The organism is Amycolatopsis sp. NPDC033938 (assembly GCF_055575975.1).
The window spans coordinates 1-13,461 of the sequence record NZ_JBVIRO010000024.1 but is presented as its reverse complement, the minus strand read 5'-3'; the positions used below and the strand labels follow the sequence as shown (position 1 = coordinate 13,461).

Genomic DNA, 13,461 nt, shown 5'->3' with positions numbered 1-13,461 from the left:
TACCCGGCGGAAGATCACCGGGGTCGGTTCAGGGAACGTCCTGGTCGGCGACGAGCCGGAACCAGGGTCCGGTGAAGCTGTGACCACGGTCACGAAAGGAGTCCGGTGCGCGGTGGGCATGAATTGGGCCTGACCTGACGTCGCGAAAAGCGCGTATGTTTAAATCAAGGTCTATTTAAGGGGCCCCACGTGGACCAACTCACTCTCGGCGTCATTTCCCGCTCGCGCAAAGAAAACGAGCGACGAATTCCCATCCACCCACGCCACCTCGAACGGATCGACCCCGCCCTGCGGCGGAATATCCATCTCGAAACCGGCTATGGAGAGCGATTCGGCATCTCGGACGAGGAGTTGATGCCGCTCGTCGCCGGCCTGTGGTCCCGTGAACGACTGATCGCCGAATGTGACGTCATCCTGCTGGCCAAACCGCTCGCGGAGGATCTGGCGGACCTGCGGTCCGGGCAGATCCTGTGGGGCTGGCCGCATTGCGTCCAGGACGAAAAGCTCACTCAGCTGGCCATCGACAAGAAGCTGACGTTGATCGCCTTCGAAGCGATGAACCACTGGCGGAGCGACGGTTCTTTCGGGCTGCACGTTTTCCACAAGAACAACGAGCTGGCCGGTTATTGCTCGGTGCTGCACGCGCTCCAGCTGATCGGCTCGACCGGTGACTACGGCCGCCGTCTCCGCGCCGTCGTGATCGGCTTCGGGGCGACGGCGCGTGGCTCGGTGACGGCCTTGAACGCGCACGGGATCCATGACGTGCACGTGCTCACCCACCGAGGCGTCACCGCGGTCGGCTCGCCGATCCATTCGGCGAACATCGTGCATCTCGACCACGATCTGAAGGGCCCGGCCGATCTTCGCCGCAGCCACGCCATCACCGAGGAAGGCCGGGTGCCGCTGGCGGACTTCCTCGCCGGGCACGACATCGTCGTCAACTGTGTCCTGCAGGACCCGAAGGCGCCGTTGACGTTCCTGAACGAGGAGGACCTCGCGGCGTTCAAACCCGGCAGTCTCATCGTCGACGTTTCCTGCGACGAGGCCATGGGGTTCAGCTGGGCGAAGCCGACGACGTTCACGGAGCCCACCTTCGAGGTCGGCGGCACCACCTACTACGCCGTCGACCACAGTCCGTCCTATCTCTGGGATTCGGCCTCGTGGGAGATCAGCGGCGCCCTGCTGCCGCATCTGGAGAAGGTGCTCGACGGCCCGCCGGCCTGGGCCGCCGATCCGACGCTGGACCGGGCCGTGGAGATCAGCGAGGGCACGATCCGCAACACCGACATCCTGGCGTTCCAGGACCGGGTGCCGGAGTATCCGCACGCCCGGCGGTGAACCCGCCGGATGAGAAAGTTCTCATCCGGCCCTCATCGACGGCTCACCCGCACCGGGCACGCTGAAACCCATGCGATCCCGAATTCTCCTGCTGGCCGGCGCCGCCACCGTCGTGGTGGCGGCCGCCGGCACGGTCGCCGTGGTCGCGGCCACCGCCGCCTCGCCGCCCGACCTCGGACCGGCGGTCGTCGCCCCCGCGGGGCAGGCGGTCAACGGCCCCGTCGAGGGCGGTGCCCCGCCGGCGGTGGTGCCGCCCCGGCTGGCCGGGCACGACGACGACCCCGATGATGACCCGGATGACGTGGACGACCATTCCGACTTCGACCTCGACGACTGAGCGGGGCCGCCGTCGATGAGCGCCCGCGCCCGGATCCTCGCGTGGGTCCTGCTGGTCGTGCTGCTGGCGCTCGCCGGATCGCTGCTGGCGACCCGCACGGTGCTGCACAACCAGCTCGACCAGCGGCTCGACAACGAGATCGCGCACGAAGCAGGCAAGCTCCGTGCCTTCCTGGCTTCCCCGGACGCCCGCCCGGCAGGCGGGCAGGCGACCGTGGAGGCGGTCCTCGGCCGTCACCTCGAACGGAACCTGCCGGAGAAGTACGAGACCTTCTTCTCGATCATCGACGGCACCGCGTCGAGGCGCAGTGCCATCGAGCCTCCGGTCCGGCTCGACACCGACCCGAAGTTCGTCGCCGAGCTGGCACGAGCCACGACTCCCGCGTACGGCACCGTGACCACCGCCGTCGGCTCCGCCCGCTACGGCGTGGTCCCGGTGACCATCGAAGGCTCGCCGGGGCGCGGCGCCTTCGTGATCGTCGAGTTCGTCGACCATGCCGCGGGCGAGATCAACGACGTCATCGGCGTCATGGCCGCGATGTCCGGCGCCGCGCTGGTGCTGGCCGGGCTGATCGGCTGGCTGGTCGCCGGTCGCATCCTCGCCCCGGTCCGCGAAGTACGCCTGGCCGCCGAACAGATCGGCGAGACGGATCTGTCGCGCCGCATCGAGGTCCGCGGCTCCGACGACGTCGCCGCGCTCGGCCGCACCTTCAACACCATGCTGGACCGGCTGGAAAGCGCCTTCGCCGGGCAGCGCGACTTCATCGACGACGCCGGGCACGAACTGCGCACGCCGATCACCATCGTCCGCGGCCATCTCGAACTGATGGGGGACGATCCCGGGGAGAACGCGGCCACCCGGCATCTGGTCCTCGACGAACTCGGCCGGATGCAACGGATCGTGGACGATCTGCTGGTGCTCGCGAAATCCGGCAGCCCCGACTTCCTCGCGCCCGGCGACGTCGACCTCGCCGACCTCACCGTCGAGACACTCGCCAAAGCCCGGCCGCTGGCCGAACGCGCCTGGCGGCTCGACGCGGTCGCGGAGGTGGTCGTCCGCGCGGACGGGCAACGGCTCACCCAGGCCCTGCTGCAACTGGTCTCCAACGCCGTCCGGCACACCGGGCCGGGGCAGGAGATCGCCCTCGGCTCGGAGGTCACCGCGTCGACCGCGCGGCTGTGGGTCCGCGACACCGGGGAAGGCGTCCCCGCCGATTCGCGGAGCCGGATCTTCGAACGATTCAAACGTGGCAGCAATTCCAGCGGCGACGACGGTGCCGGACTCGGTCTGCCCATCGTCGCCGCGATCGCCGAAGCGCACGGCGGCCGCGTCCTGCTCGACACCGTGCCCGGAGAAGGCGCGCGGTTCACCATCGAGATCCCCGTCTCCGTCGAAGCAGGTGAGAACCGGTGACCAGTGTGCTGGTGGTGGAGGATTCCGCCCGGATCGGCGCGTTCGTCGAGAAAGGCCTGCGCGCGCAGGGGTTCGCAACCCGCTGGGTCCGGACCGGTTCGGAAGGGCTGACCGAGGCGCTGACCGGCGCGCATGATCTGGTCGTTCTCGACCTCGGGCTGCCGGACCTCGACGGTTCGGATCTGCTGCGGGCGCTGCGGGCGGCTGGTCGGACCGTGCCGGTGATCATCCTGACCGCGCGCGACAGCGTCGTCGACCGGGTCGCCGGGCTCTCCGGCGGCGCGGACGACTACCTGGCCAAACCGTTCGCCTTCGACGAACTCCTGGCCCGGATCCGCCTGCGGTTGCGCGGGAACCCGGAGGCCGAAGCGGCGGTGCTGCGCGCCGGAGATCTCACGCTCGACCTCCGCACCCGGAAGGTTTCGGTGGCGGGAGCGGAAAAAGACCTCACCGCGCGTGAGTTCGCACTGCTGGAGACGTTGCTGCGCAATCGCGGGCAGGTGCTCTCGCGCGAACAGTTGCTCGGTGGTGTCTGGGGCTTCGACTTCGATCCGGGATCGAACGTCGTGGACGTCTACATTCGTTACCTGCGCGGAAAGATCGGCGCCGAGCGGATCGAAACCGTGCGGGGGATGGGGTACCGGCTCGGCGAGTCCTGACTCCCCGGGCCTTGATGAGACTGTTCTCATCCGGCTCTCACGGTGGTCTCTTTTCCCGGCGGCACAGTGGTTTCCATGACCACGACACTGCTTCATCTCGCCGTCGACCTCGTCGCCGCCGTGATCCTCGCCTACGGTATCTACGCCCGTCGTCACCACCGCGGTGACCTCGCCTGCGCCTACCTCGCGCTGAACGTCGGCGTCTGTGTTTCGGTCGCCGTGCTGCTGTCCGTGTCGACCGCGAGCGCGCTCGGCCTCGGCCTGTTCGGCGTGCTGTCGATCATCCGGCTGCGGTCCGACTCGATCACCCAGCAGGAGGTCGCGTACTACTTCGTGGCACTGGTACTGGGGCTGGTGAACGGGCTGCCGTCCGCGGACTGGCGGATCGTCGCCGTCTTCAACGTCCTGTTGCTCGCCGTCATGTACGTCGCGGACCATCCGTCCCGTACCCGCGGGCCGCAGCGGCGGACGGTCGTGCTCGACACCGTGTACCCCGACGAGCAGACCATGCTGATGGAGCTGCGGGCACGGCTGGGCGGAACCGTGGTGCGGCACACCGTGTCCGAAGTGGACTATGTCCGCGAGGTCACCGTCGTCGACGTCCGGTTCCGGCCGGACGCCGCGCCGGTCGTCCACGGCGCCCCAGTGGGTACCCGATGAGCGCGCGGGGAACGGCCACCGTCGCCGCGGTCGCCAACGGACTTCCGCCGCTGTCGCTCACCGAAGTCGTCGCCACGAGCGGGCTGATGAGCCGGACGGACCGCAAGTACGTGGTGCGGCTCAACGATTTCCTGGCCGTCGCTCAGGCCATCGGCCCGTCGTTGCACTGTCTGGAGATCGACGGGCGACGGGTGTTCGGTTACTCGTCGACCTACTTCGACACCCCGGATCTGGCGATCTACCGCGCGCACCGGCAGGACCGGCGGCGCCGGTTCAAGATACGCACCCGCACCTACACCGACTCGGCCGACACCTACTGCGAGCTCAAGGTCAGCGGCCGCCGGGACGAGACGGTGAAAGTACGCCGCCCGTATCCGGCGGAGTCGGCACACGGTCTGACGGCGCCCGCGCTGACGTTCCTCGACGACGCCCTCAGCGCCGCCTACGGCCGCCCCGCGCCCCGGCCGCTGCACCCGGCGCTGAGCACGGACTACCGGCGGACCACCCTCGTCACCGCCGACCGCCGCACCCGGATCACCTGCGACACGTCGCTGGTCTGGCGTTCCGGGTCGCGGAGCCTCGCCGCCGGAAGCGACCTCGTCCTGCTGGAGGTGAAGTCGGCGACCGAGCGCAACAGTGTCACCGAGGCGCTCGCGAAACTGCGGATCAGGGAGCAGTCGGTGAGCAAATACTGCGCGGGCCTGGTGGCGCTGGGGCTGGCGACCGGCGGTAACCGGTGGCGTCCGGCGCTGCGGCGGCTCGGCGTGGTCTGACACTCGCCGCGACTGTCCACAAGGGACCGGTTGAGCCCGCTAGCGGGGCCGCGGCGACGGCCGGTCGCGCAATTCCTCGGCGAAGATCGCGTCGACTCGCGAACCGGCTCGCCGCAGTACTCGCACGCTCGCCCTCAGTGACAACGCGGCGCCGAGGGCGGCCACGGCACCGAGCCCGATGGCGACGGAGTTCGCCACGAGCGCCTCCCTGTACCGATGGGCCAGATACCCCAGGCCCATCCCGATGGTCAGCGTGTCCCCGAGCGCGAGCCACCAGATCCGAAGCACTCGTGGTGCGGCTGGAAAGGCAGGCATGGATATCACCGTCCCGCCCGCACTCGGCGTTGGTCCTTGCAACCTAGACGAGTGAGCACGCCACCGCGGGTGAAACCAGCTGATTGGCCTAGGGCGCGGCCTGGACGATCGCGGCTGGTGAGCGCTGTGATAACTTGGAGCGAACTGGGACTTCTGTGCGTTAGCAAACCCGCTGGCGGGCCGGTGACGGCTCCCGTGGAGGTCCTGGGACACCGTTGGGGCCGGTAGCTCAGTTGGTTAGAGCAGGGGACTCATAATCCCTTGGCCGTCGGTTCGAGCCCGACCCGGCCCACCACCTGCGATCACTCGGCAGGACAGCAGTCCATTGTGGACACGGACCGGCTCAGAAGTGCTCGAGTTCCAGCAGGTTGTTCTTCCAGATCCCGTCCGCCCGCGTGCGGAGGAACTTGGGGCCGAAGGTCGGCTTGATGATCTCCACGGCCACCCGGTGGATCCCCTCGTCGACGTAGGCCTTCCCGTCGTCGTCCTCGATCCACGCCACGATCGCCGAGACCAGGCTCTCGCCGGTTTCGCCGCTGCCTGGGTTGATCCAGCGCAGCTTCGTGATGTTCTCGTGGAATTTCCCACCTTCGAGCCGCGATGCGATGATCTTGATGGCCATGGCGCTACCTCTTCGGCTGGGTGCCCTCGCAGTGAACAGGGGTAATGCTGTACTCGCCGCCCGCCCGCACCCTGTTACGCCATCCGGGCGCCGGTGCTTCGAACGTTACGAGTTCGAGCGCGGGCCGTCCGTTCTGCGTCAGATGACGCAGACCGCGCCGGCTCCGGCGTGTCAAGGTCCTCCTCGCCGGTGGGGACCACCCGACCGGAGGAAAGGGGAAACAGACATGTGCGCTGCCCACAAGACATCGGCCGGGCTCCTGGGCGCGGCGGGAATCGTGATGCTCCTGGCCGCTTGCGCGCCGGACCCGGCACCGCAGGCCGCGCCGGCGCCCCCGCCGGTGGCGTCTTCGTCGTCCGTCGCGGATCCGGCCGCGGCGGTGACCTGGATGAACGGATTCTGCGGCGCGGTCAAGGATTTCGTCGACGGCAACAACAAGATGCCGTCGGCGGGCGGGGAGACCATCGAGGCCATCAAGAAGAGCACGAGCGCCCAGCTCGGGCATTACGCGACCATTCTGGCCAAGACCGTCGACGGCCTCACTGCCCTTCCCGCCGCGCCGGTTCCGGCAGGCGAGACGGCGAAGCAGGACTTCCTCGCGAAGTACACCGCGGCACGCGACAAGGCCGTGAAGGCGAAGGCGGACCTGGACGCGTCGAAAAAGGACGACACCGCGGCCCAAGGCCGTGCGGTCGAGGGACTCATGGCCGCCCAGAAGGACACGCACAGCGCACTCGATCCGGTCGCGGCCATCCTGGGGTCCCCGGAATTGAAGACGGCCGCGGCGACGGCCGAACGCTGCCGCCCCTGACTCGCGAGAAGCAATGACGGTTCTCTTGAGGGGTAAGGCATACGCGGCGTGAGGGTGGGCAGAGCAACGGCGTAACACGCGTGCTCAAAGACGGAACTCGCATGCTCGGACACGTAACTCGCGTGCCTGGATCCTGCACTCGGGGTTCCGGCGCTGAGCACGCGAGTTACGACTTCAAGCACGCGAGATGCGGGGCCCACTCACGAGTCTTCCGTGAGGATCTTGCGGAGCCGGGTCAAAGCGCGGTGCTGAGCCACCCGTACCGCGCCCGCGGTCGAACCGACCACGCCGGCGGTCTCCTCCGCGGATAGGCCGACGACGATGCGCAGGACGACGATCTCCCGCTGTCTGTCCGGCAGGATCCGCAGCAACTCGCCCATCCGGCCGCTCAATTCGTTGTGCAACGCGTGCTGTTCCGGGCCGGCGGCATCTGAGACGCCGTCGGGGACTTCGGCGACGGGGTCGGAACGGTTGCGGGCGGCGGCGCGGCGGGCGTCGGCGACCTTGTGCTGGGCGATGCCGTAGACGAACGCGAGGAACGGCCGCCCTCGTTCGCGATAGGTGGGCAGCGCGCGGAGGATCGCCACACAGACCTCCTGCGCGACGTCGTCCGCCGAGGCGTAGGTCCGTTCCTGTCTGCCGATCCGCGCCCGGCAGTACCGGATCACGAGCGGCCGGACGGTGCTCAGCAGCTGGTCCAGTGCCCGCTGATCACCCCGGCCCGCGGCCGCGACGGGGGCGTCGAGGGAGTACCAGCGGGCCGGCGCCACCTGTTCCGGTTCCGCCGTCGCCGGGGAGCCGGGCTCCACCAAAGCGAGTTCACGGATCATCGCGCGGTTCTTGATCCGGGACAGGGTGTCTTCGACGTCGAGCCCCATCCTCAGCGCGTCGACGAAGGCCATGTTGGCGTGGTCCAGGTGGCGGACGACCTCGGGGTCGTGCTCCGCCAGCCGGTCGCGCGCGTGGCGCAGCGTCGCGCTGACGGCCTCCTCCGCGATGCCGAGGATCCCGGCGATCTCCCGCGACGTGAAGCCGTCCAGTGCCCAGGCCATCCCCAGCTGCTGGCGTTTCGGGAGCCGCCCCAGCATGGCCAGTACGGCCGAGGCCTCGTCGGCGAGGGCGGTGAGCTTGTCTTCCCTGCCCATGTCGGCACAGGCCCAGTCCGCCCTGGCCGCGGTCTGCTCCTTCGCGCGCCGGTATCCGACGCGACGGACCCAGGACCGCGGATGGGTGATGGTCCGCCAGTCCTCGTAGGCGTTGAGCATCGCTTCCGCCGCCGCGTCGCGCGCCGGATCGAGCGCGAATCCCGCCTTGCACAGGAAGCCGGTGAGCAGCGGAAATTCGGCCTGGAAGAACTCGTCGAACTCGTCGTGGCCCATCACCCGCACTCACCGCTCTCAGCCGCCGGACGCGAATGCCCTCGTAGGACAGGTGCAGTGAGCGGGCCGCTGAGTGTAACGATTCGGTCAAGGTGAAGTTTACGTCGTGTACCTCAGTGGATACCCGGGTTCGAGCGGAAGTCGTTTGACGAGGAAGAGAAAATCGAGAAAAGGAGGTGATAGGAAAATGGAAACGAGGATGGCGAGCGAGCTGCGAGAGGCCGCTTGCCGCGGTGAGGATCCCGAACTGTTCTTTCCGGTCACCGAAATCGGGCCGGGCGCCCGGCAGGTGGCGCAGGCCAAGGCCGTCTGCGCGCGGTGCCCGGTGACCTCGGCCTGCCTGGCGTATGCCCTGGACAACGGACTGGACCATGGCGTTTTCGGCGGGCTGACCGGCAGCGAACGACGTCGCCCGGTTCGCGTGCGCAGCGCGGCCTGAATCCACTGGAAACGCAATCGTATTTTCTCGCGGTTTTTCGCGCGCGCAAAAAGAGGTCCCCGGTTCGGCGAACCGGGGACCTCTTCGTGCGGGGGATCAGGCGACGGTCTCTTCGGCCAGCCGCTCGTTGCCGGACTGGGTCTTCAACGGCTTGTGCCTGAGGAAGGCGACCGCGACGATCACCAGCAGCGCGATCGGCGCGCTGATCAGGAACAACTCGCTGGTCGCTTCCCCGTACGCCTCGCGGACCACCGTCGCGATCGGTTCGGGCAGCGTGGCGATGTTCGGCACCGCGCCGCCTTCCCCGCCGCCGGGCAGCGGGCCGATACCCTCGGTGATCAGCGTCGTGACCCGGTTCGCGAGCACCGCGCCCAGCGCGCTCACGCCGATCGAACCGCCGAGACTGCGGAAGAACGACAGCGTGGACGTCGCCGTGCCGAGGTCGTGCGCGTCGACGTCGTTCTGCGCCACCAGCACCAGGTTCTGCATCAGCATGCCGACGCCGACCCCGAGCACCACCATGAACGCGCTGAGCACGACGAGGTTCGTGTGCGCGTCGAGCGTCCCCAGCAGGGCGAGGCCCGCGGTCATCAGTACCGAGCCGAGCAGCAGGTGGCTCTTCCACTTGCCGGTCCGGCTGATCAACTGTCCCGAGATCGTCGAGGAGACGAGGAGGCCGAAGATCATCGGCAGGCTCAGCAGCCCGGCCACCGTCGGCGACTTGCCGAGCGAAAGCTGGAAGTACTGCGACAGGAACACCGTCCCGCCGAACATCGCGACACCGACCAGGAAGCTCGCGAGGGTGGTCAGGGTGACCGTGTGGTTGCGGAACAGGCTCAGCGGCAGGATCGGCTCCGCGACCCTCGACTCGACGTAGACGGCGAGGGCGAGGATGACCACTCCGGCGGTCACCAGGCCGACGGTCCACCACGAGCCCCAGGCGAACTGGTGCCCGGCCAGTGACGACCAGACCAGCAGCGTCGAGACCCCGGCCATGATCAGGAACGCGCCGAGGTAGTCGACCTTCACCTCACGCCTGATCGTCGGCAGGTTCAGTGTGCGCTGCAGCAGCAGGATCGCCGCGATCGCGAACGGGACGCCGAGGAAGAAGCACCAGCGCCAGCCGAGCCACGAGGTGTCCACCATGACACCGCCGATCAGCGGGCCCGCGATGGTCCCGACGGCGAACACGGCACCGAAGATCCCCGAGTACTTCCCGAGTTCACGCGGCGAAACGATGGCCGCCATGATCACCTGCGCGAGCGCGGTGAGCCCGCCGGCCCCGATGCCCTGCGCGACCCGGCTGCCGATCAGGAGTTCGATGTTGCCCGCGAAACCGGCGACCAGCGACCCGACCACGAACAGCCCGAGTGACAGCTGGATGAGCAGCTTCTTGTTGTACAGGTCGGAAAGTTTGCCCCAGAGCGGCACCGTCGCGGTCATCGCGAGCAGTTCGGTGGTGACCACCCAGGTGTAGGAGGACTGCGAGCCGCCGAGTTCGGAAACGATCCGCGGCAACGCGTTCGCGACCACCGTCGAGGCGAGGATGGCGACGAACATGCCCATCATCAGCCCGGACATGGCTTCGAGAACCTGTTTTCGGTTCATCGAACCGGGCGCGGCCGCCGGTTCTCGTGGTTCGGCGGTGGATACGGACATGGTCGTCCCCCTTCGTGTGCTTGCTGCCGGACGCGGTCAGTGCGCGCGGCGACCGGGCTCGGGGAGCCCGGCGAGAAGAATTTCGACGGCTTCGTCCAGCAGATCGAGCGCGGACACCTTGCCGTCGTGCTGGTACCAGAGCATCAGCGTGGCGTTGATCGCGCCGCCGAGCGTGGTCAGCAGCAGGGCCGGATAGAGATCGGCCTTGGGATCGGTGCCGGTGCGGCGCGCGATCGCCTCGATCGTCGGCGCGATGGTGTCGTGGCTCATGGCCACCGCGCGGGAATGCAGAGTGGGGTTCTCCTGGATGGCCTTCATCCGGCCGAGCCACTCTTCGCGGTTCTCGTCGACGTGCGAGAAGTCCTCTTTGATCGCGTCGACGAAGGCGCGCGCGGCGCTGATCTCTTTCGGCACGGCGAGGAACTTCTCGATGGTGCGCTGCGACCGCTCCGCGTGATCGGCGTGGGCGATCACCACCGCGTCCTCTTTGGACGCGAAGTAGTTGAAGAACGTCCGCGCCGAGACCCCCGCCGCGGCGCTGATGTCCTCGACCGTCACCTGGTCCAGACCACGTTCGGCGACGAGCCGGACGGCGGTGGTCGCCAGCGCGCGGTGGGTTTCCAGCCGCTTGCGCTCGCGGAGACCTTTGACGGGTTCGGGCATGAGCACCATGATACGCCTAAAAATGCAGATACTGCAAAATTGCAGTCTGTGAACCGCACCACTGGCGGCCGGGCGCCGGCCGCCTGGCAGACTGCGGCGGGTGAGCGGAACGGTGCTGGTACTGGGCGGACGCAGCGAGATCGGCCTCGCGGTCGCCGAGCGGCTCGCCAGGGGCGGGGCACGGGAGATCGTGCTGGCCGCGCGGCGCAGCGCGGACCTCGGCGCGGAGTCGGAGCGGCTGCTGGCCGCGGGGGCCGAGAAGGTCGCCACGGTCGAGTTCGACGCGGACGACCTCGCCGGGCACGGTCCGTTCCTGGAGAAGGTCGTCGCGGAGCACGGGCCGCTGGACGTCGTCGTCACCGCGTTCGGGATCCTCGGCGATCAAGCGCGGGCCGAAGCGGACGTCGAGCACGCCGTCGCGATCGTGCACACCGACTATGTGGCTCATGTGAGTGTTCTGACGCATGTGGCCAAAGTGCTTCGTGAGCAAGGAAACGGGAGCCTCGTGGTGTTCTCGTCGGTCGCCGGGGTGCGCGTCCGGCGGGCGAACTACGTCTATGGGTCGGCCAAGGCGGGTCTCGACGGTTTCGCGAGCGGTTTGGCCGACGCCCTGCACGGCACGGGTGCGCATCTCCTGCTCGTCCGGCCCGGCTTCGTGATCGGCCGGATGACCGAAGGCATGGCGCCCGCGCCGTTCTCCAGCACTCCTGATCAGGTCGCCGACGCGACGGTCGCCGCGCTCCGCAAACGCCGGGGCACGGTGTGGGTGCCGGGATTGCTGAGGCTGGTGTTCGCGGTGATGCGGGTGGTGCCACGGGCGATCTGGCGCCGGATGCCCCGCTAGATGAGCGCAGCGCGGTCGCTCCGGTACGCGGTGTCGCGACCGGTTGTCCGCTTGATCACTTTCGCTGGTCCGAACGGGCTTTAAGACCTGTTCATGACACCTTTCTCAGGTATTTCCCAGCTAACGCGGTGATCCTCGATTCCGGGGGATCATTCACGGAAGCGGGGAGAAGGTCGTGCTGCTCACGTCGCGAGGACGGCGGATCGGCGGCCGCGTCGCATTGGGCCTGGTGTCGACGGTCGTGCTGGGGGTCACGGGATACGCGTGGGCCCAGTTGAGCCGGTTGGACGGGGCGATCGTCACGGCGGACGTGATCGCGCCGTCGGCCCAGCTCCCCGACGGCCCGGCGGGTGAACCGCTGAAGGTGGCGCAGAACATCCTGCTCGTCGGCATCGACTCGCGCACCGACAGCAACGGCAACCCGTTGCCGCAGAACGTCCTCGACGCGTTGCACGCCGGAAGCGGCGACGACGGCGGCGACACCACCGACACCATGATCGTGGTCCACATCCCGGCGGGCGGTGCCGCGGCGACCGCCATCTCCATTCCCCGCGATTCCTATGTGGACATCGCGGGCGGATTCGGCAAGCACAAGATCAATTCGGCGTACAGCCGCGGCAAGAACGCCGCGATGAACACGCTGCGCGCACAGGGGCTGACCGGCCCGCAGCTCGAGGTCAAGGCCAACGAAGCGGGCGCCAAACTCGCGATCCAGACGATCGAGCAGTTCACCGGCCTGTCCATCAACCACTACGCCGCGGTCAACCTCGCCGGGTTCTCCGCGCTGAGCGAGGCCGTCGGCGGTGTCGAGGTCTGCCTCAAGGAACCGGTGCAGGACAAGTTCTCCGGGGCTTCGTTCCCGGCCGGGAAGCAGCTGCTTTCCGGGCCGCAGGCACTCGCCTTCGTGCGGCAGCGGCACGGACTGCCCAGCGACCTCGACCGCATCGCGCGACAGCAGGCGTTCCTTTCGAGTATGGCCAAGACCGTGCTGGACGCCGGGACGTTCACCGATCCCACGCGGCTGAGCGCTCTGGTCGGCGCGATCCAGGGTTCGGTCGTGCTCGACCGCGGCTGGGATGTGGTGAGCTTCGCGCAGCAGCTGCGGGGGATGAGCTCGGGCGCGCTGAAGTTCCAGACGATCCCGGTACAGAGCCTCGCGCTGCCGACGCCTTCCGACGGTGTCGCGGTGAAGGTGGACCCGGCCGAGGTGAAGGCGTTCGTGGAGACCACGCTGACGTCGACGTCCGTCGCCGCGGTGGGGGAGCCGACGAACGGGATCGGGATCAAGCCGGTGGCGGCGACTTCGTCCGCGGCCGCCCCGCCGTCGTCGTCCCTGTCTTCCGCGCCGCCCGAGATGGCAGGCTGCGTGAACTGACGCGCGTTCAGGGAACCATTGAGGGGTAAGGCAGACGCGGCGCGTCGCGCGACTGTCCACAAGGGACACCTTTCGAGAGCTCGGTGTCCGGTTGATGACGCTGTGCGCGGTTCCGCGTGGGGTCGTGAGTGGCGAATAGGGTTAGAACCCTCAATGCCACTCACGACCCCCGCG

15 protein-coding genes and 1 tRNA gene are annotated in these 13,461 nt (G+C 68.4%); 11 read left to right on the top strand and 5 right to left on the bottom strand.

Annotation, left to right across the window (positions count from 1 at the left end; translation table 11 throughout):
* Positions 1–189 precede the first annotated feature (189 nt).
* From ACZ5ZX_RS37170 to ACZ5ZX_RS37145, 6 genes are all read left to right on the top strand, one after another.
* Positions 190–1,338 carry a N(5)-(carboxyethyl)ornithine synthase gene (locus ACZ5ZX_RS37170; protein WP_465506667.1) on the top strand — a complete coding sequence of 383 codons (1,149 nt, stop codon included), beginning with the start codon at positions 190–192 and terminating at the stop codon, positions 1,336–1,338.
* A 70-nt stretch (positions 1,339–1,408) separates the two neighbouring features.
* Positions 1,409–1,675 (top strand): hypothetical protein, encoded by a 267-nt coding sequence (locus tag ACZ5ZX_RS37165; protein ID WP_465506666.1) that lies wholly within the window; start codon positions 1,409–1,411, stop codon positions 1,673–1,675.
* A 15-nt stretch (positions 1,676–1,690) separates the two neighbouring features.
* On the top strand, positions 1,691–3,088 hold the full coding sequence (locus tag ACZ5ZX_RS37160; RefSeq protein WP_465506665.1) for a sensor histidine kinase: 1,398 nt from the start codon (positions 1,691–1,693) through the stop codon (positions 3,086–3,088).
* The gene (locus tag ACZ5ZX_RS37155) at positions 3,085–3,747 is read left to right on the top strand and encodes a response regulator transcription factor (protein WP_465506664.1); all 663 of its coding nucleotides are present in this window, start codon (positions 3,085–3,087) and stop codon (positions 3,745–3,747) included. The genes ACZ5ZX_RS37160 and ACZ5ZX_RS37155 overlap by 4 nt, the downstream gene beginning before the upstream one ends.
* A 75-nt stretch (positions 3,748–3,822) precedes the next feature.
* Positions 3,823–4,407 carry a DUF4956 domain-containing protein gene (locus tag ACZ5ZX_RS37150; protein WP_465506663.1) on the top strand — a complete coding sequence of 195 codons (585 nt, stop codon included), beginning with the start codon at positions 3,823–3,825 and terminating at the stop codon, positions 4,405–4,407.
* The gene (locus ACZ5ZX_RS37145; RefSeq protein WP_465506662.1) at positions 4,404–5,180 is read left to right on the top strand and encodes a polyphosphate polymerase domain-containing protein; all 777 of its coding nucleotides are present in this window, start codon (positions 4,404–4,406) and stop codon (positions 5,178–5,180) included. Before ACZ5ZX_RS37150 ends, ACZ5ZX_RS37145 begins: the two co-directional genes overlap by 4 nt.
* A 39-nt stretch (positions 5,181–5,219) precedes the next feature.
* On the opposite strand, the gene ACZ5ZX_RS37140 is transcribed toward ACZ5ZX_RS37145, so the two are convergent.
* Positions 5,220–5,495 (bottom strand): hypothetical protein, encoded by a 276-nt coding sequence (locus tag ACZ5ZX_RS37140; protein WP_465506661.1) that lies wholly within the window; start codon positions 5,493–5,495, stop codon positions 5,220–5,222.
* Positions 5,496–5,713: 218 nt separating this feature from the next.
* On the opposite strand from ACZ5ZX_RS37140, the gene ACZ5ZX_RS37135 reads away from it, so the two are divergent.
* Positions 5,714–5,790: transfer RNA gene (locus ACZ5ZX_RS37135), tRNA-Ile, on the top strand.
* Between the two features lie 48 nt (positions 5,791–5,838).
* Here ACZ5ZX_RS37135 and ACZ5ZX_RS37130 read toward each other — a convergent pair.
* Complete coding sequence (locus ACZ5ZX_RS37130) at positions 5,839–6,117, bottom strand: DUF3892 domain-containing protein (protein WP_465506660.1); 279 nt, start codon at positions 6,115–6,117, stop codon at positions 5,839–5,841.
* 226 nt (positions 6,118–6,343) lie between these two features.
* On the opposite strand from ACZ5ZX_RS37130, the gene ACZ5ZX_RS37125 reads away from it, so the two are divergent.
* Positions 6,344–6,928, top strand: coding sequence for a hypothetical protein (locus ACZ5ZX_RS37125; RefSeq protein WP_465506659.1), 585 nt, complete (start codon positions 6,344–6,346; stop codon positions 6,926–6,928).
* 200 nt (positions 6,929–7,128) lie between these two features.
* Here the strand turns inward: ACZ5ZX_RS37125 and shbA are convergent, their stop codons facing one another.
* Positions 7,129–8,307, bottom strand: a complete 1,179-nt coding sequence (gene shbA, locus ACZ5ZX_RS37120) for an RNA polymerase sigma factor ShbA (protein ID WP_465506658.1) — start codon at positions 8,305–8,307, stop codon at positions 7,129–7,131.
* A gap of 187 nt (positions 8,308–8,494) precedes the next feature.
* On the opposite strand from shbA, the gene ACZ5ZX_RS37115 reads away from it, so the two are divergent.
* Positions 8,495–8,746 (top strand): WhiB family transcriptional regulator, encoded by a 252-nt coding sequence (locus ACZ5ZX_RS37115; RefSeq protein ID WP_465506657.1) that lies wholly within the window; start codon positions 8,495–8,497, stop codon positions 8,744–8,746.
* A gap of 96 nt (positions 8,747–8,842) precedes the next feature.
* On the opposite strand, the gene ACZ5ZX_RS37110 is transcribed toward ACZ5ZX_RS37115, so the two are convergent.
* Complete coding sequence (locus ACZ5ZX_RS37110; protein WP_465506739.1) at positions 8,843–10,354, bottom strand: MDR family MFS transporter; 1,512 nt, start codon at positions 10,352–10,354, stop codon at positions 8,843–8,845.
* 87 nt (positions 10,355–10,441) lie between these two features.
* A complete protein-coding gene (locus ACZ5ZX_RS37105) occupies positions 10,442–11,077 on the bottom strand; it encodes a TetR/AcrR family transcriptional regulator (protein WP_465506656.1) in 636 nt (211 codons plus the stop codon).
* 91 nt (positions 11,078–11,168) lie between these two features.
* Between ACZ5ZX_RS37105 and ACZ5ZX_RS37100 the strand changes: the two genes are divergently transcribed.
* Positions 11,169–11,912 carry an SDR family NAD(P)-dependent oxidoreductase gene (locus tag ACZ5ZX_RS37100; protein ID WP_465506655.1) on the top strand — a complete coding sequence of 248 codons (744 nt, stop codon included), beginning with the start codon at positions 11,169–11,171 and terminating at the stop codon, positions 11,910–11,912.
* A 175-nt stretch (positions 11,913–12,087) separates the two neighbouring features.
* Positions 12,088–13,287 (top strand): LCP family protein, encoded by a 1,200-nt coding sequence (locus ACZ5ZX_RS37095; protein WP_465506654.1) that lies wholly within the window; start codon positions 12,088–12,090, stop codon positions 13,285–13,287.
* The last annotated feature ends 174 nt before the right edge of the window (positions 13,288–13,461 follow it).

Excerpts from the sequence above, each read along its gene's own strand:
- ACZ5ZX_RS37140 (WP_465506661.1), bottom strand. The coding sequence starts at position 5,495 with ATGCCTGCCTTTCCAGCCGCACCACGAGTGCTTCGGATCTGGTGGCTC.
- ACZ5ZX_RS37160 (WP_465506665.1), top strand. The coding sequence starts at position 1,691 with ATGAGCGCCCGCGCCCGGATCCTCGCGTGGGTCCTGCTGGTCGTGCTG.
- ACZ5ZX_RS37150 (WP_465506663.1), top strand. The coding sequence starts at position 3,823 with ATGACCACGACACTGCTTCATCTCGCCGTCGACCTCGTCGCCGCCGTG.
- ACZ5ZX_RS37110 (WP_465506739.1), bottom strand. The coding sequence starts at position 10,354 with ATGAACCGAAAACAGGTTCTCGAAGCCATGTCCGGGCTGATGATGGGC.
- ACZ5ZX_RS37115 (WP_465506657.1), top strand. The coding sequence starts at position 8,495 with ATGGAAACGAGGATGGCGAGCGAGCTGCGAGAGGCCGCTTGCCGCGGT.
- ACZ5ZX_RS37105 (WP_465506656.1), bottom strand. The coding sequence starts at position 11,077 with ATGGTGCTCATGCCCGAACCCGTCAAAGGTCTCCGCGAGCGCAAGCGG.
- ACZ5ZX_RS37125 (WP_465506659.1), top strand. The coding sequence starts at position 6,344 with ATGTGCGCTGCCCACAAGACATCGGCCGGGCTCCTGGGCGCGGCGGGA.
- ACZ5ZX_RS37165 (WP_465506666.1), top strand. The coding sequence starts at position 1,409 with ATGCGATCCCGAATTCTCCTGCTGGCCGGCGCCGCCACCGTCGTGGTG.
- ACZ5ZX_RS37130 (WP_465506660.1), bottom strand. The coding sequence starts at position 6,117 with ATGGCCATCAAGATCATCGCATCGCGGCTCGAAGGTGGGAAATTCCAC.
- ACZ5ZX_RS37145 (WP_465506662.1), top strand. The coding sequence starts at position 4,404 with ATGAGCGCGCGGGGAACGGCCACCGTCGCCGCGGTCGCCAACGGACTT.
- shbA (WP_465506658.1), bottom strand. The coding sequence starts at position 8,307 with ATGGGCCACGACGAGTTCGACGAGTTCTTCCAGGCCGAATTTCCGCTG.